Origin of the sequence: Nisaea acidiphila, assembly GCF_024662015.1 — a bacterium.
Taxonomy (GTDB): Bacteria; Pseudomonadota; Alphaproteobacteria; order Thalassobaculales; family Thalassobaculaceae; genus Nisaea; species Nisaea acidiphila.
The window spans coordinates 3,192,286-3,211,815 of record NZ_CP102480.1 but is presented as its reverse complement, the minus strand read 5'-3'; the positions used below and the strand labels follow the sequence as shown (position 1 = coordinate 3,211,815).

At 64.1% G+C, this 19,530-nt stretch carries 18 protein-coding genes; 7 read left to right on the top strand and 11 right to left on the bottom strand.

What is annotated here, in order from left to right; all coding sequences use genetic code 11:
- The first annotated feature begins 44 nt into the window (after nt 1–44).
- The 6 genes from NUH88_RS14935 (at nt 45) to NUH88_RS14910 (ending at nt 5,253) form a co-directional block, all read left to right on the top strand.
- Complete coding sequence (locus NUH88_RS14935; protein ID WP_257767200.1) at nt 45–701, top strand: arylesterase; 657 nt, start codon at nt 45–47, stop codon at nt 699–701.
- Nucleotides 702–833: 132 nt separating this feature from the next.
- Nucleotides 834–1,856: a thaumatin family protein gene (locus NUH88_RS14930; protein WP_257767199.1), complete on the top strand. Its 1,023-nt coding sequence runs from the start codon at nt 834–836 to the stop codon at nt 1,854–1,856.
- Nucleotides 1,857–2,019: 163 nt separating this feature from the next.
- Nucleotides 2,020–3,063 (top strand): NADP(H)-dependent aldo-keto reductase, encoded by a 1,044-nt coding sequence (locus NUH88_RS14925; protein WP_257767198.1) that lies wholly within the window; start codon nt 2,020–2,022, stop codon nt 3,061–3,063.
- Between the two features lie 31 nt (nt 3,064–3,094).
- Complete coding sequence (thpR, locus tag NUH88_RS14920) at nt 3,095–3,712, top strand: RNA 2',3'-cyclic phosphodiesterase (protein WP_257767197.1); 618 nt, start codon at nt 3,095–3,097, stop codon at nt 3,710–3,712.
- 78 nt (nt 3,713–3,790) lie between these two features.
- Nucleotides 3,791–4,528: a DUF1194 domain-containing protein gene (locus NUH88_RS14915; RefSeq protein ID WP_257767196.1), complete on the top strand. Its 738-nt coding sequence runs from the start codon at nt 3,791–3,793 to the stop codon at nt 4,526–4,528.
- A 35-nt stretch (nt 4,529–4,563) separates the two neighbouring features.
- Complete coding sequence (locus NUH88_RS14910; protein ID WP_257767195.1) at nt 4,564–5,253, top strand: DUF1194 domain-containing protein; 690 nt, start codon at nt 4,564–4,566, stop codon at nt 5,251–5,253.
- Here NUH88_RS14910 and NUH88_RS14905 read toward each other — a convergent pair.
- Genes NUH88_RS14905 through NUH88_RS14860 form a run of 10 tightly spaced genes read right to left on the bottom strand, consistent with a single transcriptional unit; the run spans nt 5,250 to nt 17,697 of the window.
- On the bottom strand, nt 5,250–6,299 hold the full coding sequence (locus tag NUH88_RS14905; RefSeq protein ID WP_257767194.1) for a histone deacetylase family protein: 1,050 nt from the start codon (nt 6,297–6,299) through the stop codon (nt 5,250–5,252). The genes NUH88_RS14910 and NUH88_RS14905 overlap by 4 nt on opposite strands.
- A gap of 14 nt (nt 6,300–6,313) precedes the next feature.
- Nucleotides 6,314–7,846, bottom strand: coding sequence for an acyl-CoA carboxylase subunit beta (locus NUH88_RS14900; protein WP_257767193.1), 1,533 nt, complete (start codon nt 7,844–7,846; stop codon nt 6,314–6,316).
- A 51-nt stretch (nt 7,847–7,897) separates the two neighbouring features.
- On the bottom strand, nt 7,898–8,593 hold the full coding sequence (locus tag NUH88_RS14895) for an ATP12 family chaperone protein (RefSeq protein WP_257767192.1): 696 nt from the start codon (nt 8,591–8,593) through the stop codon (nt 7,898–7,900).
- A 3-nt stretch (nt 8,594–8,596) separates the two neighbouring features.
- The gene (locus NUH88_RS14890) at nt 8,597–12,019 is read right to left on the bottom strand and encodes an AsmA family protein (protein WP_257767191.1); all 3,423 of its coding nucleotides are present in this window, start codon (nt 12,017–12,019) and stop codon (nt 8,597–8,599) included.
- Nucleotides 12,020–12,029: 10 nt separating this feature from the next.
- On the bottom strand, nt 12,030–12,713 hold the full coding sequence (locus NUH88_RS14885; protein WP_257767190.1) for an HAD-IA family hydrolase: 684 nt from the start codon (nt 12,711–12,713) through the stop codon (nt 12,030–12,032).
- Nucleotides 12,714–13,712 carry an RluA family pseudouridine synthase gene (locus NUH88_RS14880; RefSeq protein ID WP_257767189.1) on the bottom strand — a complete coding sequence of 333 codons (999 nt, stop codon included), beginning with the start codon at nt 13,710–13,712 and terminating at the stop codon, nt 12,714–12,716. It lies immediately after the preceding gene.
- Nucleotides 13,709–14,089, bottom strand: a complete 381-nt coding sequence (gene crcB, locus NUH88_RS14875) for a fluoride efflux transporter CrcB (protein ID WP_257767188.1) — start codon at nt 14,087–14,089, stop codon at nt 13,709–13,711. The genes NUH88_RS14880 and crcB overlap by 4 nt, the downstream gene beginning before the upstream one ends.
- Nucleotides 14,089–14,985 carry a hypothetical protein gene (locus NUH88_RS14870; protein WP_257767187.1) on the bottom strand — a complete coding sequence of 299 codons (897 nt, stop codon included), beginning with the start codon at nt 14,983–14,985 and terminating at the stop codon, nt 14,089–14,091. The genes crcB and NUH88_RS14870 overlap by 1 nt, the downstream gene beginning before the upstream one ends.
- Nucleotides 14,975–16,285, bottom strand: coding sequence for a replication-associated recombination protein A (locus NUH88_RS14865; protein ID WP_257767186.1), 1,311 nt, complete (start codon nt 16,283–16,285; stop codon nt 14,975–14,977). Before NUH88_RS14865 ends, NUH88_RS14870 begins: the two co-directional genes overlap by 11 nt.
- Nucleotides 16,286–16,287: 2 nt before the next feature.
- Nucleotides 16,288–17,697 carry a Do family serine endopeptidase gene (locus tag NUH88_RS14860; RefSeq protein ID WP_257767185.1) on the bottom strand — a complete coding sequence of 470 codons (1,410 nt, stop codon included), beginning with the start codon at nt 17,695–17,697 and terminating at the stop codon, nt 16,288–16,290.
- 189 nt (nt 17,698–17,886) lie between these two features.
- On the opposite strand from NUH88_RS14860, the gene NUH88_RS14855 reads away from it, so the two are divergent.
- Nucleotides 17,887–19,008, top strand: a complete 1,122-nt coding sequence (locus NUH88_RS14855) for a hypothetical protein (RefSeq protein ID WP_257767184.1) — start codon at nt 17,887–17,889, stop codon at nt 19,006–19,008.
- A gap of 73 nt (nt 19,009–19,081) precedes the next feature.
- Here the strand turns inward: NUH88_RS14855 and rplQ are convergent, their stop codons facing one another.
- Nucleotides 19,082–19,519 (bottom strand): 50S ribosomal protein L17, encoded by a 438-nt coding sequence (gene rplQ / locus NUH88_RS14850; protein ID WP_257767183.1) that lies wholly within the window; start codon nt 19,517–19,519, stop codon nt 19,082–19,084.
- Nucleotides 19,520–19,530: the final 11 nt, after the last annotated feature.

Here is a 19,530-nt window from a genome sequence, read left to right as displayed (position 1 = left end):
GCGCATCATCGGGATATGGGGCCATAGTTTTGCATTGCAACACCGTGAAGCGGCGGAGAACCGCCATCTCCCGCGTATTGGCGTCCCTCGCGGCCTTTCTCGTCCTTCTCTACGTGGCAGGCGCGCCGGCGGATGCCGAAACCCGGATTCTCGGCCTCGGTGACAGCCTGATGGCGGGCTACGGCCTGCCGCCCGGCGAGAGCTTTCCCGACCAGCTGCAGCGCGCTTTGGCCGCCGAGGGGATCGAGGCCGAAGTGGTGAATGCGGGCGTCTCCGGCGACACCTCCGCCGGCGGCCGGGCTAGGCTCGACTGGGCACTCGCCTCCGATCCGCATGCCGTGATCCTCGAACTTGGCGCCAATGACGGTTTGCGCGGCCTCGATCCGGCCGAGACGCGGCGCAACCTCGACGCGATCCTGACAACGGTGGGCGAGCGGGGGGTGCCGGTCCTGCTAGCGGGGATGCTGGCGCCGCCCAATCTTGGTCAGGAATACGGGACGGAGTTCGAGACCGTGTTCCGCGAGCTGGCGGAGAAGCACGACGCGCTGTTCTATCCGTTCTTCCTCGATGGGGTAGCCGGCGATGCGTCGCTCAATCTGGCGGACGGAATTCATCCGACGGCGGACGGCGTCGCAGTGATCGTCGAGCGCATCATGCCTCTGGTGAAGAGACTCCTTACGCGCGCTACGGCTGGCAAATAAAAGAATTCGGGAGCCCGGCCTTCAATTTTCGAAACAAACTCCAATCCGATTTACACTTTTTGCTTGTATTTTCGTGTAACACGTGACCTGCTCATGACCGCCCCGGCCAACTTAGAAATAGGCAGGTCCAAGATGCGAAACGCTATATCGAAACTACCAACGGCTCTCGTCCTCGCTCAGATCGGCACCATGTTTCTGGCATTTCCGGCGATCGCTGACAGCGGAACCCATCCCCGCCTGAAAGTCATCAATGGCTGCGATCAGCCCATAGCAATCCAGAATATCGTCGGCAGCGGCGGCGGAAGTCTCGATGCCCCCAATCCGGCAGTGCTGAAGAAGAAGGGCGACTCAATCACCTACAACATCCCCGACAAGGGGCTGGCGGGCACCCGATTCTGGCCGACCATGGCCGTGAGCTGTCCCGACGACGGCTCGGATTGCTCAATCGGCGAAAGCGGCGGGCCCGGGCTCGCTTGCCCTGACGGAGTTGGCTGCGCGCCGCCGGTCGATTCCAAGTTCGAAGGCACGTTCGGCTGCTTCGACTCCGTCGCCAAGAAGGGCGGGTGCCTGATCAACCCGTCCAGCGGAACGCCCCTGCCTAGCAGCGACGGCTGGGATACGAGCATGGTGGACGGCTACACCCTGCCCTACAAGGTCGAGGTGAAAGGATCCTGTCCCGGAGGCCCGAAGAACAACACGATCGATTGCAGCAAACTCAGCTTCGCATCCTGTCCGACCGACGAGGATCTCAGCACCGACGGAACCTATCCGGCGCTGAAAAACGAAAACCTCGTCCTCAATTTCCCCACTGCGACCGGCGGCAAGACCAATGTCCAGACAGGCTGTTATTCGCCTTGCTCGAAGCTGACGATCGGCAATTGGCAAAACATTCCCAATCCCCCCTTCACCAATGGCCCCGTCACCTACCAGCCATCTGACCCGCAGGCGGACTATTACTGCTGCGGCGGCGATATAGGCCCTGAAGCCTGCCGCAATGGGCCGGTTGTGAAGACCAGCTATGTCGAGCTGATCCACAAATTCTGTCCGCAGACCTACGCCTATGCCTATGACGACGGGACCGGGAATTTCTCCTGTCCGGCTACAGCCGAGACGATCTACGAAGTCACCTTCTTCTGCCCGCTCGTCGCCGACTAGCGCCACTCTGCCCTGCGGAGCGGCGGCCGGTTCCCCGAGACCGGCCGCCGGCATTTCCCGGCAGGCAATATCCCCGGCCGTTGATCCCTTTCGATCCGAACACTAAACTCCGCCGCTTCCGGGCCCGTTCCGCCCGCCTGAAATCAACGGAAGAGACATATCGATGGAATACCGCCCGCTTGGACGAACGGATCTGCGCGTCAGCGTGATCTGCCTCGGAACCATGACCTATGGCGAGCAGAACACCGAAGCCGAAGGTCACGAGCAGATGGATTACGCGCTGGAGCGCGGGGTCAATTTCTTCGATACGGCGGAAATGTATTCGGTGCCGCCGCGGGCCGAGACCTACGGCCGGACCGAGGAGGTCATCGGCACCTGGTTCAAGTCTGGCGGCAAGCGCGACAAGGTCATTCTCGCGACCAAGGTGGTCGGGCCGGGCGAGCGTTTCGCCCATGTCCGCGACGGCAATCTCAAATTCAACCGCGCGCATATCACCCAGGCCGTCGAGGACAGTCTGAAGCGGCTGCAGACGGACTATATCGACCTCTACCAGTTGCACTGGCCCGAGCGGCCCGTGAACAGCTTCGGCAAGCTCGGCTACGTTCATGGAGCGGACCAGGACTGGACTCCGCTGGAAGAGAGCCTCTCCGTGCTCGCCGACCTGGTGAAGGAAGGCAAGATCCGCCATGTCGGGCTCTCAAACGAGACGCCCTGGGGCGCGATGAAATGCATCGCCCTCTCGGACGCGATGGGGCTGCCGCGGGTGGTCTCGATCCAGAACCCCTACAACCTGCTGAACCGCAGTTTCGAGGTCGGCCTCGCGGAGGTCGCGATCCGCGAGAATTGCGGCCTGCTCGCATATTCCCCGATCGCCGGCGGCGTACTCAGCGGCAAATATCTGGACGGCGCGAAGCCCGCGGGTGCGCGGATGACCATGTTCCCGGGCAATTTCTCCCGCTATTCGACGCCAAATGCGGAGCCCGCCACCATCGCGTATGCGGAGCTCGCAAAAGAGCACGGATTCGCGCCCGCGGACCTCGCCAACGCCTTCGTCAACACGCGCCAGTTCACCACCTCGAACATCATCGGGGCGACGACGATGGAACAGCTGAAAAGCAATATCGATACGTGGGATATGACCCTTCCGGACGAGGTCCTGGAGGAGATCGAACGCATCCATCACCTCTACTCCAACCCCTGTCCTTGACAGCACGCGCGGGCGTGATACGCAGCTAGTTATGAACAGGCTGTTCGTCGCGCTCGCGCTGCCCGAGCATGTCAGGTCCGCCCTGACACGCCTGCGGCGCGGTTTTCCCGGAGCCCGCTGGGTCGCCGAGGAGAATTTTCACCTGACGCTCCGCTTCATCGGCGAAGTCGACAACAGGTCGATGGACGATATCGCCGAACGGCTGGACAGGGTCCGCGAGCCCGGCTTCGACCTCGAGATCGACGGGTTCGGCTGCTTCGAGACCAAAGGCAAGGTCCGCGCCCTGTGGGCCCGGGTGCCGGCGAACGAAGAATTGCTTCACTTGCAGCGCAAGATCGACACCGCACTCGACTCCGTCGGCGTGCCACGCGAGACACGCAAGTTCAAGCCGCATATCACGCTCGCCCGCTTCAAGGACGCACCGCTCGACCGGGTCAACCACTTCATCTGCGAAAGCAGTCCGTTCCGAGTCGGTTCCTTCCCGGTCGGGTCTTTCACGCTCTATCGGAGCTTCCTCAACCGGGACGGCCCGATCTACCGCCCGGAAGTCGTCTACCCGCTCGACGGAGGCGATTTCTCCGACCCCTATTTCGACGAGTTTCGCGACGGCGAGGACTACGAATTTGAGGAAAGTGAGGCGGCCTCTTAACATTAAGCCGCGATAGACACGGATTCTTCACATTGTCCTGCAAGGATGGGAGCCTGACCAGAACAGCTGTGGTGAGCCATGCTGCGCCTTGTCCTTTTCGCTTTCTGTCTCCTCGCTCTGCTGCCCCGCGAAGGCCGGGCCGAAATTCCCGTGGATCTCGAACTGGTGCTCGCTATCGACTGCTCTTCCAGCGTCGATGACGAGGAATTCGCGCTCCAGGTCGCCGGCATGGCCAATGCCTTCCGCGATCCGATGATCCAGGACGCGATCCAGGGCGGCGTCGAGGGGGCGGTCGGGATCTCGGTCATCCAGTGGTCGAGCGACCGCTTCCAGAACGTCGCGGTACGCTGGCGCCTGCTGACCGGCCCGGCGGACGCGCTGAAACTGGCGGACGAGATCGAGGCGATGCCCCGCACGATCGGCACCGGCGCAACCTCGATCGCCAACGCCCTGCTCTTTGCCGCCGAGACCTTTAACGGAAACGGCATGGAAGGCTATCGCCGTGTGATCGACATGTCGGCGGACGGGGAAAACAACCAGGGCCTCGACATCCATATCGCCCGCGCCCAGGTGCTGGCGCGGGGGATCACCATCAACGGCCTCGCGATCCGCAACGAGTTCCCCAATCTCGACATCTATTTCGAGGACCGTGTGATCGGCGGCGAGCAGTCCTTCGCCGAGGCGGCGAAGGACTATGTCGACTACCGAAACGCTATTTTCCGCAAACTATTCCGCGAATTGCGCGACGTCCCCGTTGCAGTCGGACCGGAGCTTGACCCATCATGGAAGGAGGCGTCGCTTCTGCCTCTCCCCTGAGGCGGGTCCCGAAGAACAACCAGTAAGGTGACAGCTTGCGGATTCTGAAAACGGTTCTGGGCCTCGCCTGTCTCTTTCTTGCCCCGTCATCCGTTGCGCAGACCGAACTCCCCGTCGATGTAGAACTCGTCCTCGCCATAGATTCCTCGGCGAGTGTCGACCGCTTCGAGTTCGAACTGCAGCTGCGCGGGCTTGCGCTTGCCTTCACCGACCCGGAAGTACAGGCCGCCATCAAGGGCGGCGCCTTCCAGTCGATCGCGGTCACACTGGTCGAATGGTCGAGCGTCGACCGTCAGGCGGTCAGCATCCCCTGGCGTCTGATCGACAGCGCGGAAAGCGCCAACGCGCTTGCCGCCGAGATTGCCAGTTCGCCACGCATCGTGGAGACCGGCGCGACCTCGATCTCGGCCGCCATCGCCTATACCGTCCCGTATTTCTCCGCCAACAGCTTCGCGGGCCAGCGCCAGGTGATCGATATCTCCGGCGACGGCTTCAACAATTCCGGCCGCACCATGCGCGAAGGCCGCGAGATCGCCAGGCAGGCCGGCGTCATCGTAAACGGCCTCGCGATCCAGAATCAGGTGCTCGACCTCGGCGGTTATTTCGAGGAATACGTTATCACCGGCCCCGGCGCCTTCGTCATCACCGCGGACGATTACGAGGATTACATCAAGGCGATCAGACGGAAGCTGCTAAGGGAGATCCGGGCGGGGCCGATTTCCTAGGCGCGGTTGCCTTCGAAACCGGCGAGGAACGCCGCGAGATTGGCGCCGAGCTGGTCCGAGATATAACCGCCCTCCTGCACCAGAAGGCTCGGATAACCGGCTCCGGCGATCACCTGCCCCATGCGCCGGAACCCATCGGTCGTGATTTTGCAGAAGGCGAGCGGATCGGCCTCCGAAGCGTCGAGGCCGAGTGCGACGACGAGCGCGTCAGGCTTGAAGGTCGCCACCGTCTCCAGGGCATCCTCGAGGATCGCGAGATAGGCCTCGTCGCTCGTGTCCTTTGGCAGAGGGTAATTGATGTTCGCACCGGCACCCGCACCCTCTCCTGTTTCGTGCGCGAAGCCCGTGAAGAACGGGTAATAGACCGCCGGGTCGCCGTGCAGCGAGACCGTCAGCACGTCGCCACGCGTATAGAAGATCCCCTGCGTCCCGTTGCCGTGATGGACGTCGACATCGAGGATCGCAACCTTCGCCGCCCCCCGGTCGCGCAGGCGCTGGGCGGCGATGGCGGAGTTGTTCAGGAAGCAGAAGCCGCCGGCCTGATCGGCATAGGCATGATGCCCCGGCGGGCGGCAGAGCGCGTAGAGATAGGCCCCGCGATCGCCGGCCTCGATATCGTCGCATAGCAGGTCCGCCGCCGTCACCGCGACGTCCGAGGAGGCGAGCGCCCCCTCCCAGGTCCCCGGCCCTATCGGGCACGCCGTGTCCGCCTGGTAATGCCCAGCCTCGGCCACGACATGCTGCGGCGGCTGGTGCATGTTCCGGCCGGAATGCACGTTCGGAATGATCTCGTCGGCATGGTTCGGCAGTTCGCACCAGCGCGCCCAGCCGTTCTCGAGAAAGTCGAGATAACCTCCGTCGTGAATTCGTGCCGCGGGGCCCACGCCGTGCGGCTTCGCCGCGATCAGCTCATGTCCGGCTTCGCGCGCCGCCGTCAGCAGGATCTCGGCCCGCTCGGGCTTCTCCGGGCTCTGCCCGATCTCGCCGCGCATGATGAAGCGCTTTGGGGCATGCGCCGCATGCCCCTCGGTATAGACCACTCGCATGTTCCGAATTCTCTCTAGAGCGGGATGTTGTCGTGTTTCTTCCAGGGATTCTCGAGCTGCTTGTTCTTCAGCATCGAGAGCCCCCGGCAGATCCGCCGCCGCGTGTTGTGCGGCAGGATGACGTCGTCGATATAGCCGCGCGCGCCGGCGACGAAGGGATTGGCGAACTTGTGCCGGTATTCCTCGGTCCTCTCGGCGATTTTCTCCTCGTCGCCGAGATCGCCGCGGAAGATGATCTCCACCGCGCCTTTCGGTCCCATCACCGCGATCTCCGCAGTCGGCCAGGCGAAGTTGAGGTCGCCGCGCAAATGCTTGGAGCTCATGACGTCGTAGGCGCCGCCATAGGCCTTGCGGGTGATCACGGTAATCTTCGGCACCGTCGCTTCGGCATAGGCGTAGAGCAGCTTGGCGCCGTGCTTGATGATGCCGTTATATTCCTGCGACGTGCCCGGCAGGAAGCCCGGGACGTCGACGAAGGTCACGATCGGTATGTTGAAGCAGTCGCAGAAGCGCACGAAGCGGGCGGCCTTCTTCGAGCTTTCGATATCGAGGCAGCCGGCCAGCACCATCGGCTGGTTGGCGACGATGCCCACCGTCGAGCCCATCATGCGGGCGAAACCGACCAGGATGTTGCCGGCGAAGTTCGGCTGGATCTCGAAGAAATCGCCTTCGTCGACGACCTTCTCGATCAGCTCTTTCATGTCGTAGGGCTTGTTCGGATTGCTCGGCACCAGGGTGTCGAGCGACATTTCCGGCCGGTCCATGACGTCCGCGGTCGGCCGCACCGGCGGCTTCTCACGGTTGTTCGCCGGCAGGAAGTCGATGAAGCGGCGGAGCTGCAGCAGCGCTTCGACGTCGTTTTCGAAGGCGAGGTCGGCAACGCCGGACTTGGTGGAATGGGTTACCGCGCCGCCCAGCTCCTCCTGCGTGACCGTCTCGTGGGTCACCGTCTTCACCACGTCGGGGCCGGTGACGAACATGTAGGAGCTGTCCTTCACCATGAAGATGAAGTCGGTCATGGCGGGGGAATAGACCGCGCCGCCGGCGCAGGGGCCCATGATCATGGAGATCTGCGGCACCACGCCCGAGGCGAGCACGTTGCGCTGGAACACCTCGGCATAGCCGCCGAGGGAGGCGACGCCTTCCTGGATGCGCGCGCCACCGCTGTCATTGAGGCCGATCACCGGGGCGCCGACCTTCATCGCCTGGTCCATCAGCTTGCAGATCTTCTCGGCATGGGCTTCCGAAAGCGAGCCGCCGAAGACGGTGAAATCCTGGCTGAAGACGAAGATCATGCGCCCGTTGACGGTGCCGTAGCCGGTCACCACGCCATCGCCCGGCACCTTGTTCTCGGCCATGCCGAAATCGGTGCAGCGGTGCTCGACGAACATGTCCCATTCCTCAAACGAGCCTTCGTCAAGCAGGATCTCGATCCGTTCCCGCGCCGTCAGCTTGCCCTTTGCGTGCTGCGCCTTGATCCGCTTCTCGCCGCCGCCCACGCGCGCGCCGTCGCGCATTTCCTCAAGCCGCTGAATGATGTCCTGCATATGCGTTTTCTCCCCTGAACGCGCAACGATAGGCCCAGCTTGTGCAGCGCGTCAAACCCGGCAAAGCGCGACAAACCGCGCCGCGTCGGCCATGTTGCTGGCAATGTTCGCGCGCCGCGCCGATGCCTCGGAATCCCCGCCCCAGCGCTCCTCCTGGAAGAGCTCGTCAAGCTGCGCCAGCCCGGTCCCCGTCTCGACATCGACACGCCCCTCGACCACCGCCAGCGCGATGATGAGAGAGCCGAATCCGGTGGTCAGCTGATAGAGGCCGGAGAGCACCAGATCGTCATATTCCGCGACCGCGAGCCGGAGCGCGCGGAGCGCGCCCTCAGGCTGCGCCGCCGGCATGATCCCTGCGGTCACGGTCAGGCGCGCATCGAACCGTGCCTCGGCCCAGTCCAGCAGCGGCTGCCAGGCCGCCATCTGACGATGCACCAGCTCTTCCGGTTCCTCCGCCCGGTAGCAAACCAGATCGGAGCCGCCATAGGCCGCTATCTGGTCGATCACCGCCTCGCGCTGCGGCGTGACGCGGTCGATCCCGGTGGAGGCCAGCGACATGAACGGCATGGCGCCGGGCTCGATCTTCTCGCCCTGCGCCTCCCACTCGGCGGCAATCCGTTCTGCCAGATCTTTGGCGGGAAGCAGCAAAGGCGCCTTTGCGGGGGTACGGACGGCGCGGCCGTCGAGCAGAACCTGAAAGCCGCCCTCGGCTGGTCCGGCGGAGGCGGTCTTGTAGAAACGTTTCACGCGTTACTCCAGAAGCTTCTTGATCCCGCCGAAGATCCCGCGGATCGGCCCGGTGGGCTCGGAACCCTTATCATTCTGTGCCGGTTTCGGCGCGCCGCTTTCCGCCGCGTCTTCGCCGGAAGATTTTTGCCCCGACGCTCCGCGTTTCGCCGCCTCTTCCGGGCTCAGACCTTCGGCCAGCGCGATCGCGGTCGGACACGGGTCTTCGCTTGAGCCAGGTGCGAGGAACGGAACGATCAAGGTCAGCGGGTTGACCACCGTCAGTGCCGCAGCCCCGACACTTTTCGCCGCGGTCGTCGCGGCGGCGACCGGGTCCGGATAGATGCTGGGATCCTGCAGATCGCCGGTAATACGGATCGGATGCGCCAAGCTGACGAAGCTGAAATTCTTCGGCTTCGGCGTCACGATCATGTCGATCTTCTCGTCGCGAAGATCGATCGTTCCCGTTCCGCCGACCGTCACCCGCGAGCTGTCCACCAGAAACACGACCGTATTGGCGACGCCGTTCTGGATCTCATATCTCGTGGCAAGGCAATTGAGCCGCCCTTCTTCGGTGTCCCGGCCAAGCGCCGGCAACAGGCCGGTCAGCAGGTCGGCGGCCAGCAGTTCCCAATAGGCATTTGCCATTGTGCCGTCCTGCACGACGAGAGCGAATTGGCCATTGACGGTATCCATCGCCTCCCGGGGAACCCGGCCGCGCGCCGTCAGATCGACCAGCATGTTGCTGCGGCCTTCGAGAACCGTTGTATCGAAATACTCCCGCAGGACATTGCCGAACTCGGCGTCGCGCCAGTCGCCCTTCACCGCAAAATCCGCCAGTTCGGGTTTCGAGCCGTCGACCTTGCCCTCGAGATTGAAGCGGCCTCCGTTGAAGACGCCATTCGAGGGAAATACGGTGAGGACCTTGTTCTGGACCTGGGTCCGGAGCGTCAGATCCTGGAACAGCGCACCGGGCGTTTGCAACGTTGCTGCGCGCAGGTCGAAATCGCCGTCGATCAGCCCGAGAACTTCCACCGGAAACGGCTCGTCCAGAGGATCCCCGGCGGTTTCCGCCTTGCTCTCTTCCCCGCCATTACGATCCGCCTTGAAATGCTTGCCGAGCAGAGGCTCGAGATCGAGGAAGTCGCTCGCCATCGAAAGCTTGATATTCGGACGCTCGCCCTCGAGACCGATCCGCACGTCGCCCCTGAGGTCAGACTTTCCGATCTTTGTATCGAGCCCGGTTAGGCTGAAGCTCGTGAAAGTATCACCGACCTGAACGAGGGTCAGGTTTCCCTTCACAGATACCGGCTCATCCAGCGCGCGCCCAGTGAAAGCGAACGGCAACGGGGTCCCTTGGTCGACGAGCGCCTTCGGCGGCGGGAAGCTTCCCGCGATTTCTATTGTCTGGCCCTCGAACGCGCCGGCGATACGCCCCTCGAACGGCTGCGCCATGGACGGCGCGGCGACCGCGAGCTGGCTGATCGTAAACGTTTGCTCCGGCCCACCCGCGGGGTCGGGCCGCTTGTAGACCACGTCTGACAAGTTGATCCCGATCTCGCCGTCGAGCGCGGTCAGCATCGCCGCGACGGTCCGGGCCTGCCCGCGAAGATTGATGTCGAAATCGCCTTCTCCGCTGAGGCTCCCTTCGCTCAGGACCCTGCGCCCGATCAGGCCGAGATCAACGTCCTGCCAGTAGAGTTTCCCCTCAAGCTGACTTGCGTCCCCCACCCTCGCCAGCCGTGCGTCGACGGATAGCCGCGCGCCCGCAAGCAGCATCTCCGAAATCTTCGCGGTCAGCACTTTGTCCTGGAGCGCGACTTCCAGAAGGATGTCCCGGGCATTGTCGTCCGGCGTGGACAGTTCCTCCGCATGGAGTTTCGCCGTACCGGTAAACGCGGCAAGCAATGTTCCTTCCAACGGAGTGTCCAGCCGGATATGGCTGGCCTTGTCCAACGCTTTCAGCAAGGAATCGACGTCGGTTCCCGCGAGAACGACTTCCAGCCCCACCCTCTTGGCCGTCGCGTCCCTGCCCCAGACCGGTCCTGCCGGATCGCGGTAGCGCATTTCCGGCATCTGGGCGGATAATTCGAAGACGCTGCGCTCGATAGCATGGCCGACCGTGGTGCCAGATGTACGGTACTTGACGACAAGATTGCCACCGGCTTCGAAGCCTTTGGTGTCGACGAAAGCTCCGGCCAAGCGGTCGAAATCCGCTCCCGAGACCGTCAGGTCTACGGCTCCGGCAATGGCGTCCCCGTCACGTCCCACAGTGGCCTCGAACCGGATCGGCGACCCTTCGTAGACAGCCCAGAACGGAGAAATCTCCAGACGCCCGTTGCCGAGGACGACCTGTGCCGAGAGGTCTGTCGCCGACGCCACGCCGGTCACAAGAGATTTGATATTAAGCGCGATATCGACCGACGCCTCGTCCAGCCATTCGACAGGAATCCGGTCATCCACGATTTCGCGCAATTGGCGGGACGGCGCCGCCTCCGCTGTCTCTGCCGGCTCCTCTTTACGCGTACCGGCGATAAGGGCTTCGATGCCCCGCGTGTCCAGCTTCTCGGAGCGTAGATTCGCCGCAATGAGCGGTATGTCGGAGGCCAGATCGAGCTTGAAAAGTCCGGAGAGATCGCTCCCGAAGGCGGTGCCCTTGAAATCCTGTATCGCGATATTGACCGGCCGCCCGCCTTCGTAGGCAAAAACGAGCTTGCCGGCCGCGGTGAAAGGTTGGCCGAGCGCTTCTCCGGTGATGTCGAACGGCTGCGGCTGCGCGGCGTCTCCGATGGAGACCGCCGGCGGCAAGTTGCCGGCAATGTCGACATCGCGGTCATCGATTTTCATCCGGACCACGGCCTCGACCGGATCGTCCAGCGTGGGGGCGTCGAGATCGACGAGATCGATTTCGACGTGATGCCGGCGCTCATCGAGCGCATCGTCCAGAAGAACATCGACATTGATGAGCGTCACGCTTTCCACGATCGGGAACAGGCGGATGCGCCCCTCCGGATCGCCGCGGCGGTCTGCCCCGCTCTCATCCTCGTCCGACGAGAACAGATTCCAGTTAGCGCTGCCGTCCGCGCGGCGCTCCATACGGATCTTCGCATGTTCCAGAAATATGTTATCGACCTGGACGACGCCGCTCAGGATACGGTTCAGATCGAGACTGATCTGAAGCTTGCCGATACGGAGCATTTCCTCGTGCTCGGACCAGTCAGCATTCTGGAAGCTGACTTCCGACACCGAGATCTTCGGCGTCATCGAGATTTCGTAGCTGAGCGGGCCGTCGATCCGAAGCCGCCGCCCCGAACGCTCCGTGACCTCTTCCTCTACGAAGCGCTTCACGTCTTCAGGTTCGAGGGTCGCCACGAACAGCGCGGCCCCCGCGCCCGTCAGGACGACCAGCGCCAGAACTCCCAGCAGGGAATATTTGAGATATCGCACCACGCCGCTCCTATCCGTTCTTCAAGAGCCGCTCGACTGCCGCGTCCAGATCGTCGAAATGGTCGATCAGCGCGTCCGCTCCATAAGAATAGAGCGCATCCCGCTCGTGATAACCCCAGGTCACGGCAACGGACGCCACCGAGGCGTTTCGCGCCGTCTCCAGGTCATACACCGTATCGCCGACCATGATCGTGGCGGATGCCTCAACGCCGGCCTCGTCCATCGCCTGGAGAAGCATTCCGGGATGCGGTTTTCCAGGCGCCGTGTCCGCCGTCTGGATCGTGACAAAGTAGTCGATCAAGCCATGCACCTCCAACGCATGACGGGCGCCTCTTGTTCCCTTCCCGGTCGCGAGCGCGATCAGATAACCGGCGGCGTCGAGACGCTCGATCACCTCGCGCGCGCCCGGCATCAGCGGTTCTTGACGCTCGCCGCGATCGAGGCGGCTGCGATGATCGTCGCGATAATCCTCCGCCAGCTTGCCGTAAAGCGCCGGACCGTGCCCCGGCAGCAATGATCGGAAAATTGCTTCCAGCGGCAAACCGACACCGGCCCTGACCGCAGCGGGGTCGGGAGCGGGCAACCCGTTCGCCGAGAATGCGCGGGTCATTGAGGCGATAATATGGTGCTGGCTGTCGATCAGTGTCCCGTCCATGTCGAACACGACGAGGCGCAGCGGATCGCCATTTGCCATCTAGTCTACCTCATGCAGGGCATCCGCCCCGCCGTCCGGATCGAAGCCGAAAAACTGCCAGGCCTTCATCATGTGGTCAGGCAAGGGTGCCGAGATCCGCAGCAGCGATCCGTTCGGTCGCGTCACCTCGACTTCGCGGGCATGCAGGTGCAGCTTGCGCGACAGGCCTTCGGCAACGAGGAAGGCTTCCTGTCCGCCATATTTCCCGTCGCCGACGATCGGAGTGCGCCGTTCCATCATGTGAACCCGGAGCTGGTGGGTCCGTCCGGTGATCGGGGAGAGTGCGACCCAGGCGACGCGCTTACCGAGCTGTTCCACGACCTCGTAGTCGGTCTGCGCCTTCTTCCCTTCGTCGAAATCCACCGCCATCTTCTCCCCGCTCTTGCCGGGCAGCTTGGCGATCGGCAGATCGATGCGGGCAGATCTCGGCTTCACTTCGCCGACGACAAGAGCCCAGTAGATCTTGCGTGCGGTCTTGGCCCGGAAGGCGGCCGTCAGCCATCGGGCGGCCGCTGCGGAGCGGGCGATCAGGAGAACCCCGGACGTGTCCTTGTCGAGCCGGTGTACCAGTTTCGGGCGCTCCAGCTTGTCGAACCGGAGCGCATCCAGCATCGCGTCCAGGTGGGTCTTCTGCCCGGTTCCGCCCTGGGTTGCGAGCCCGGCAGGCTTGTCGAGCGCGATCACGTCATCGTCCATGAAGAGGATGCGTTGGCGCAGCTCCTCCGCGAGTGCCTCGTCGACCACGGGTTGTTTCTTCGGCCGAGCGCCGGGATCCGGTGCTGTCGTCTCCGCCTCGCCCATCGGGGGGACGCGAACCTGCTGGCCCGCCTTGAGGCGTTGGTTTGACTTTGCCCGCTTGCCGTCAACCCGGATCTCGCCCTTGCGCAGCAACTTCTCCAGCCGGCCATGACCGAGTCCGGGAAAATGTTTCCTGAACCAGCGATCGACCCGCATCTCCGCTTCGTCGGTTTTCACCGCAACTGTCTTCACCCCGCTCATGCGAACAGGGTCCGCATGATGGCGAGTCCCCCGAACATGGCGAGGATCGCACCGGCCACGGATACCGCGACATAGAAACCGGCCAGCATCAGGTTGCCGCGCTCGGTCAGGGTCGCGAAGTCGAGAGCGAAGGTGGAAAAAGTGGTAAAGGCGCCGCAGAAGCCGACCATCAGGAAGGCACGCGCCTCGAGCGGCAGGCTGAAGCGGAAGGCAAGGCCGCCGGCGAGCAAGCCAAGCAGGAAGGAACCGGCGATATTGACCGTGAGCGTGCCATAGGGAAAACCGCTGCCGAGCCAATGCATGGCGACGGATCCGACCTTGTGACGGGCGAGCGCTCCGAGAGCGCCGCCGAGCGCGATGGCGAGGAGCATTTTCATCAGCGCTTGCTAGCCCAAGCGGCGCCGAATATCCAGCCTTCCCTTGCGGCGCCGGGACGCTCTGCTTGTGCCCAGAGCTCGTCGTCACCCGCGAGAGACCGGAGCGCGGCGGCGGAGATCAGTGCGTCCGCTTCGTCCTCGCTTCGGATCGGCGGCAGCGGCGCGGCCTCCGTACCGTAGCGCGCCAGTACAGCGGCCAGGTTGTCCGGATTCCCCCAAGCCCGCGGGTCTCCCTCCGCGCGTTTGAAAAAAAGCCGGGGAAAGATTTCCACGACGGTCAGGATGCCACCCGGTTCCGGATCGAAAGGCCAGATCCGCGTTTCCGGCCCGTCCGCTCGAAGCCGGTGCAGCAAACGCATGCCGGCCAATGAGCCGGTGCCCACATTCGCGGCGCCGATGCATTTGAAGACCGGATGCGGCGTCGTGACGGCTGCAGAGGCCAGCTCCGTACGACGCTGGCGGTGCTTGTAGAGCTCCCCCGACCAGCCGGGCGCCATGAAATAGTCGCGATAGGGCAGATCGTCACGCTGGTAGAGCGCAGCGCCGTAAAGTTCCGGCAAGTCCGAGGCGGCCTGCTCGACCAGCCCCCAGACACCCGGCGGATCCGCCGGAGCACCGGCAAGCCCGGGGAAATAGGCACTCTCGTCCTCGAAAGGATAGCAGAAGGCGAAGTCGAACCCGGCGAGTACACGGCGTCCCCGGCCGGCCTCGGCCCTCAGGAACGCCAGGACGTCGCTACGCGACCAGACACCATGCTCCTTGAAAGGATTGCGCAGAAGCTGTGGGATTCGACCGTCGGGCTCGGCGGCGGCCACTTGGATCCCCTTCGTTCGCGCGCCTTTCGCCCCCGACCAGTCAATGCCCAGATAGAGATCGAAGCGGCGTTCAGCCGTCACCGCCGGTGCCATCCTGCTGACGCTGGCGCCGCAGCTTGTCGAAATAGGCAAGCCGCTTCTGCACCTCGCGCTCGAAACCGCGCTCGACCGGATTGTAGAAGCGCTCGCGCGGCATCCCGTCGGGGAAGTAATTCGCGCCCGAGAAACCGTCCGGCGCGTCGTGATCGTAGGCATAACCCTTGCCGTAGCCGAGATCCTTCATAAGGTTCGTCGGTGCGTTCAGGATATGGGCCGGTGGCATCAGCGAGCCGGTCGACTTGGCCGAACGTTTCGCCGCGCCTGCGGCCTTATAGGCGGCGTTCGATTTCGGCGCGGTCGCGAGATAGATCACGCACTGCGCCAGCATCAGGTCTCCCTCGGGCGAGCCGATCCGGTCGAAAGCGTCCCAGCATGCGAGCGCCTGCGGCAGCGCCGCCGGGTCCGCCATACCGATATCCTCGGAGGCGAAGCGGGTCAGCCGGCGCATGATGTAGCCCGGGTCCTCGCCGCCCGCGAGCATGCGCGAGAGCCAGTAGAGCGCCGCATCGACATCCGAGCCTCGGAGCGACTTATGCAACGCGCTGATGAGATTGTAATGCTCCTCCCGGTTCTTGTCATAGACCGGGGCCCGGTGCTGCACGGCACCGGCAAGCTCGGCCGCACCCAGCAGCGGCTCCGGCGGCAGCAGGAAAACCTCCTCGGCCAGATTGAGCAGGTAGCGCCCGTCGCCGTCCGCCATAGCCTTCAGGGCCTCGCGCCCGTCCTCGGTCAGCGGCAGCGTGCGCCCCTCGATCTCCTCGGCGCGCGCCAGCAGCTTGTCGAAGGCGGCATCGTCGAGACGCCGCAGGACCAGCACCTGGCAGCGCGAGAGCAAGGCCGCGTTCAGTTCGAAGGAGGGGTTCTCCGTCGTCGCGCCGACCAGCACCACGGTGCCGTCCTCGACATAGGGCAGGAAGCCATCCTGCTGCGCACGGTTGAAGCGATGGATCTCGTCGATGAAAAGCAGCGTGCCGCGCCCCATCTGCCGCCGTTCCTTCGCTCGCTCGAACACCTTTCGCAGGTCGGCCACACCGGAGAAGACGGCGGAGAGCGGCTCGAACCCCATGTCGGTGCCGTCGGCCAGCAGCCGGGCGATGGTGGTCTTGCCGCAGCCGGGCGGCCCCCAGAGCAGGATCGAGGCGACACGCCCGCGCGCCATCATCCGCCCCAGCGGCGCTTCCGGCCCAAGCAGGTGATCCTGCCCTACGACCTCGGAGAGCGTCTGCGGGCGGAGCCGGTCGGCGAGCGGCCGCGGCGTGTCGGCTTCGAAGAGGCTCGCCACGGTCAGCTTTTGATTTCCGTCGTCAGCACCTGGCCCTCTCGGCGGATGGAAATGCGCCAGGCATTCTGGCTGGAGAGCATGGCCCGCTCGAGGGTCGCAACCAGATCGATCTTTTCCCCGTTCACCTCAAGCACGATATCGCCCGGACGCAGTCCGATCCGGGCGGCAGGTGATTGCCGCGCGACTTTCAGCACCACGACGCCGCGCGCCATGTCGTCCAGATCGTTTTCCAGCGCGAAAGCCGGCGAGAGATTGGCGACCCTGGCCCCGGCCAGCGGGTGCTGGCCGTTCAGGTCGCGCAGGTCCGGCGCCGGTTGTGCGAGCGGCGGCCGCATCGGTACGCTCACTGTCTCGATTTCGCCTCGGCGCAAAATCTCGATTTCGGCGATGCTCTCCAGGGGCCGCGTCGCGACCCGGTAGCGCAGGGCCTGCTCGTCGACGATCTCGCGGCCGGAAACCTTGAGAACGATATCGCCGACCCGGATCCCCGCATTTGCCGCCGGGCCGTCCGGATAGACATCGGTCACCGCCACGCCCACCGGGCGGGGCAATCCGAACTGTTCAGCCAGCTCCGTCGTCATGGTCTGCCCGGAGACGCCAAGCCAGGGCCGGATGATCACGCCCTTGTCGACGCCTTCGAGGATCGTGCGAACCATGTTGGACGGCACCGCGAATCCGATCCCGACCGATCCCGCGCCGCTACCCTTCTGATTGCTGAAGATCGCGGTGTTCACACCGACCAGCCTGCCATCCATCGAGATCAGCGCCCCGCCGGAATTGCCCGGATTGATCGCCGCGTCGGTCTGGATGAAGAAGCTGTAATCGGTGATCCCGAGTGCCGTCCGTGCCAGCGCCGAGATGATCCCGCTCGTCACGGTCTGCCCGACGCCGAAAGGGTTGCCGATCGCGAGCACGATATCGCCGACCTCAAGTTCGTCGCTGTCGCGGATTTGCAGATAGGGCAGGTTTTCGCCGTCCGTCTCGATCCGGAGCACGGCGAGATCGGTGCGCTCGTCCTGAATCAGGATCTTGGCGTCGAATTCCCTGCGGTCCGCCAGTACAACGGTGATCTCGTCCGCCCCCTTGATGACATGGGCGTTGGTCACGACGAGCCCATCCTCCCGCATGATCACCCCGGAGCCGAGGGATTGCGCCGTCCGCTTGCGGGTCTCGCCCGGAAAGACGTCGCCGAAGAAACGGCGGAAGAAGGGATCGTCGAAAAGCGGCGAGATCCGTCGCTCGGTCACCTCGGCGCGGGCGTAAATATTGACGACGGCGGGCCCGACCTTCCGCACCAGCGGCGCGAAGGAATACTGGATATCCTCGCGCGAGGCCGGCACCTGCCTGACCGTCTGGGCCGAGGCCGGTCCGAAGGACAGAAGCGTCAATGCGATCCCGGCGGCAAGCGCCAAATGGAGCCCCCGCAAGAGGCGCTGCCCGCCGGAAGGAAAGAAAAACCAAGTGGATTCAGGCCTTCGCATCTGTCGCTTTTCCGTTGGTTGTCACAAAAACCGGTCGAATGTACGCTATCCTATATGGGCTGGCGGTGCATGGGGCAAAAGGGACGCACCGGCAGCGCCGGGCCGGAAACGGAGGGGTTCATGCCAGGCGGTCAGGACGCCGGGAAAGCCACGATCTCCAGAGCCGGAGAACTTGCGGACGCACTCAGCCATTTCGGCGACAGCGACCGCGAGATTGCCCGGGCAACGGCCTGCTACGATTCCCTGTACGAACTCGCCGAAGACCATAGCGGCTCAGCAGATATTCGCGACCGGCTGATCTGCGGCGCGCTTCGTTTGGCCGCCTGCCATGCACGGCGCAAGGACATCACGGCGATACGGGACGTGCGCAACCGGCTTGAGCGCTATGCCAGCGGCCATCCGGACGATCCGGGAATGCGCCGCGGCTATTGCGAACTCTCTGTCACCCTCTGTCTCGAATATACCCGCCAGGGCAAGGACGCGGATGCCGACCGCACCTTCGAGGAGATCCGCACCGTCGCGGCCGGACACCCGACCGACCGCCTGCTGCGCTCGACCCTCGCCAAGGCGATCTCCAACCGGATCGCGGCCCATTGCGACGAGGGCCGGACGACCGCCGCCCGGCATCTGCACCGCTCGCTCTGTGCGTTGGCCGAAGTGCCGAACAGCCGACCGGACACAATGCTGCATCGCGCCAACGGCACCTTCAATCTCGCGACTTATCTGGCCTGCTCAGGCGCACCGAAGAAGGCGCTTGAGCTCTATTTCGACCTTGCCGGTTTCGTTGGCCGCTACGGGCCCGATCCGGAATTGAGCGAAGTCCTCGCGGATGCCGGTTTCGCCCTCGTCACGGTATTCGGCGACAAGCAGATGCTCGATCCCGCCGAAACCGTCTATCGCGACCTGCAGCAACGCGCGGCCGCCAGCGACGGGATGGCCGGCAAAGTCGCCCTGGCGGCGTTCAACCTGATGACGGATTTCTGCCGCGATGGAGACGTCGGCAAAGCGCGCCAGATCTATGACGACATCCTCGCCCTGTCCGCGGCCCGGCCCGAGGACGAGGAAATGGCCGTTGTCCACGCCAAGGCCTGCGCCAACCTGCTGCTGACGACGGACGCCTTGGACGACACTGCCCATGCCGACCTCCTCGCCCAGGAACTGGCCCAGCTTGTCGCCGCTTGGCCGGACCAGGCGGAGATCTGGGAAATCGCCGCGGGACTTGCGCCGCTGGATACAGTCTGACCACGCCGATCCCAGGCAAGAGAAAAGGCGGCCCGGAGGCCGCCTTCGCTTTTCGTAAGTCGCGTCGGCGCGATCAGATCGCAGCCGGCATCGCGCCTTCGAGTTCTTCTTCCTGCACCATGACCGGGCCGGAATCCTGGCCGCGGGCATCTTCGTCGCGGTCGACCAGTTCGATCACCGCCATCGGCGCGCTGTCGCCATAGCGGAAGCCGGCCTTCAGAACCCGCGTGTAGCCGCCCTGACGATCCTTGTAGCGCTCGGCGAGAACGTCGAACAGCTTGCGGGTCATGGCATTATCCTGCAGCTGCGACATGGCCTGACGGCGGGCGTGCAGATCCTGGCGCTTGCCGAGGGTGATGAGCTTCTCGACGACGCTGCGCAGGTCTTTCGCCTTCGGCAGGGTGGTGACGATCTGCTCGTGCTTGATCAGCGCGTTGGCCATGTTCTTGAACATGGCTTTGCGGTGGCTGGCGGACCGGTTGAACCGGCGGCCTTTAAAACGATGTCGCATCGCGAAAACTC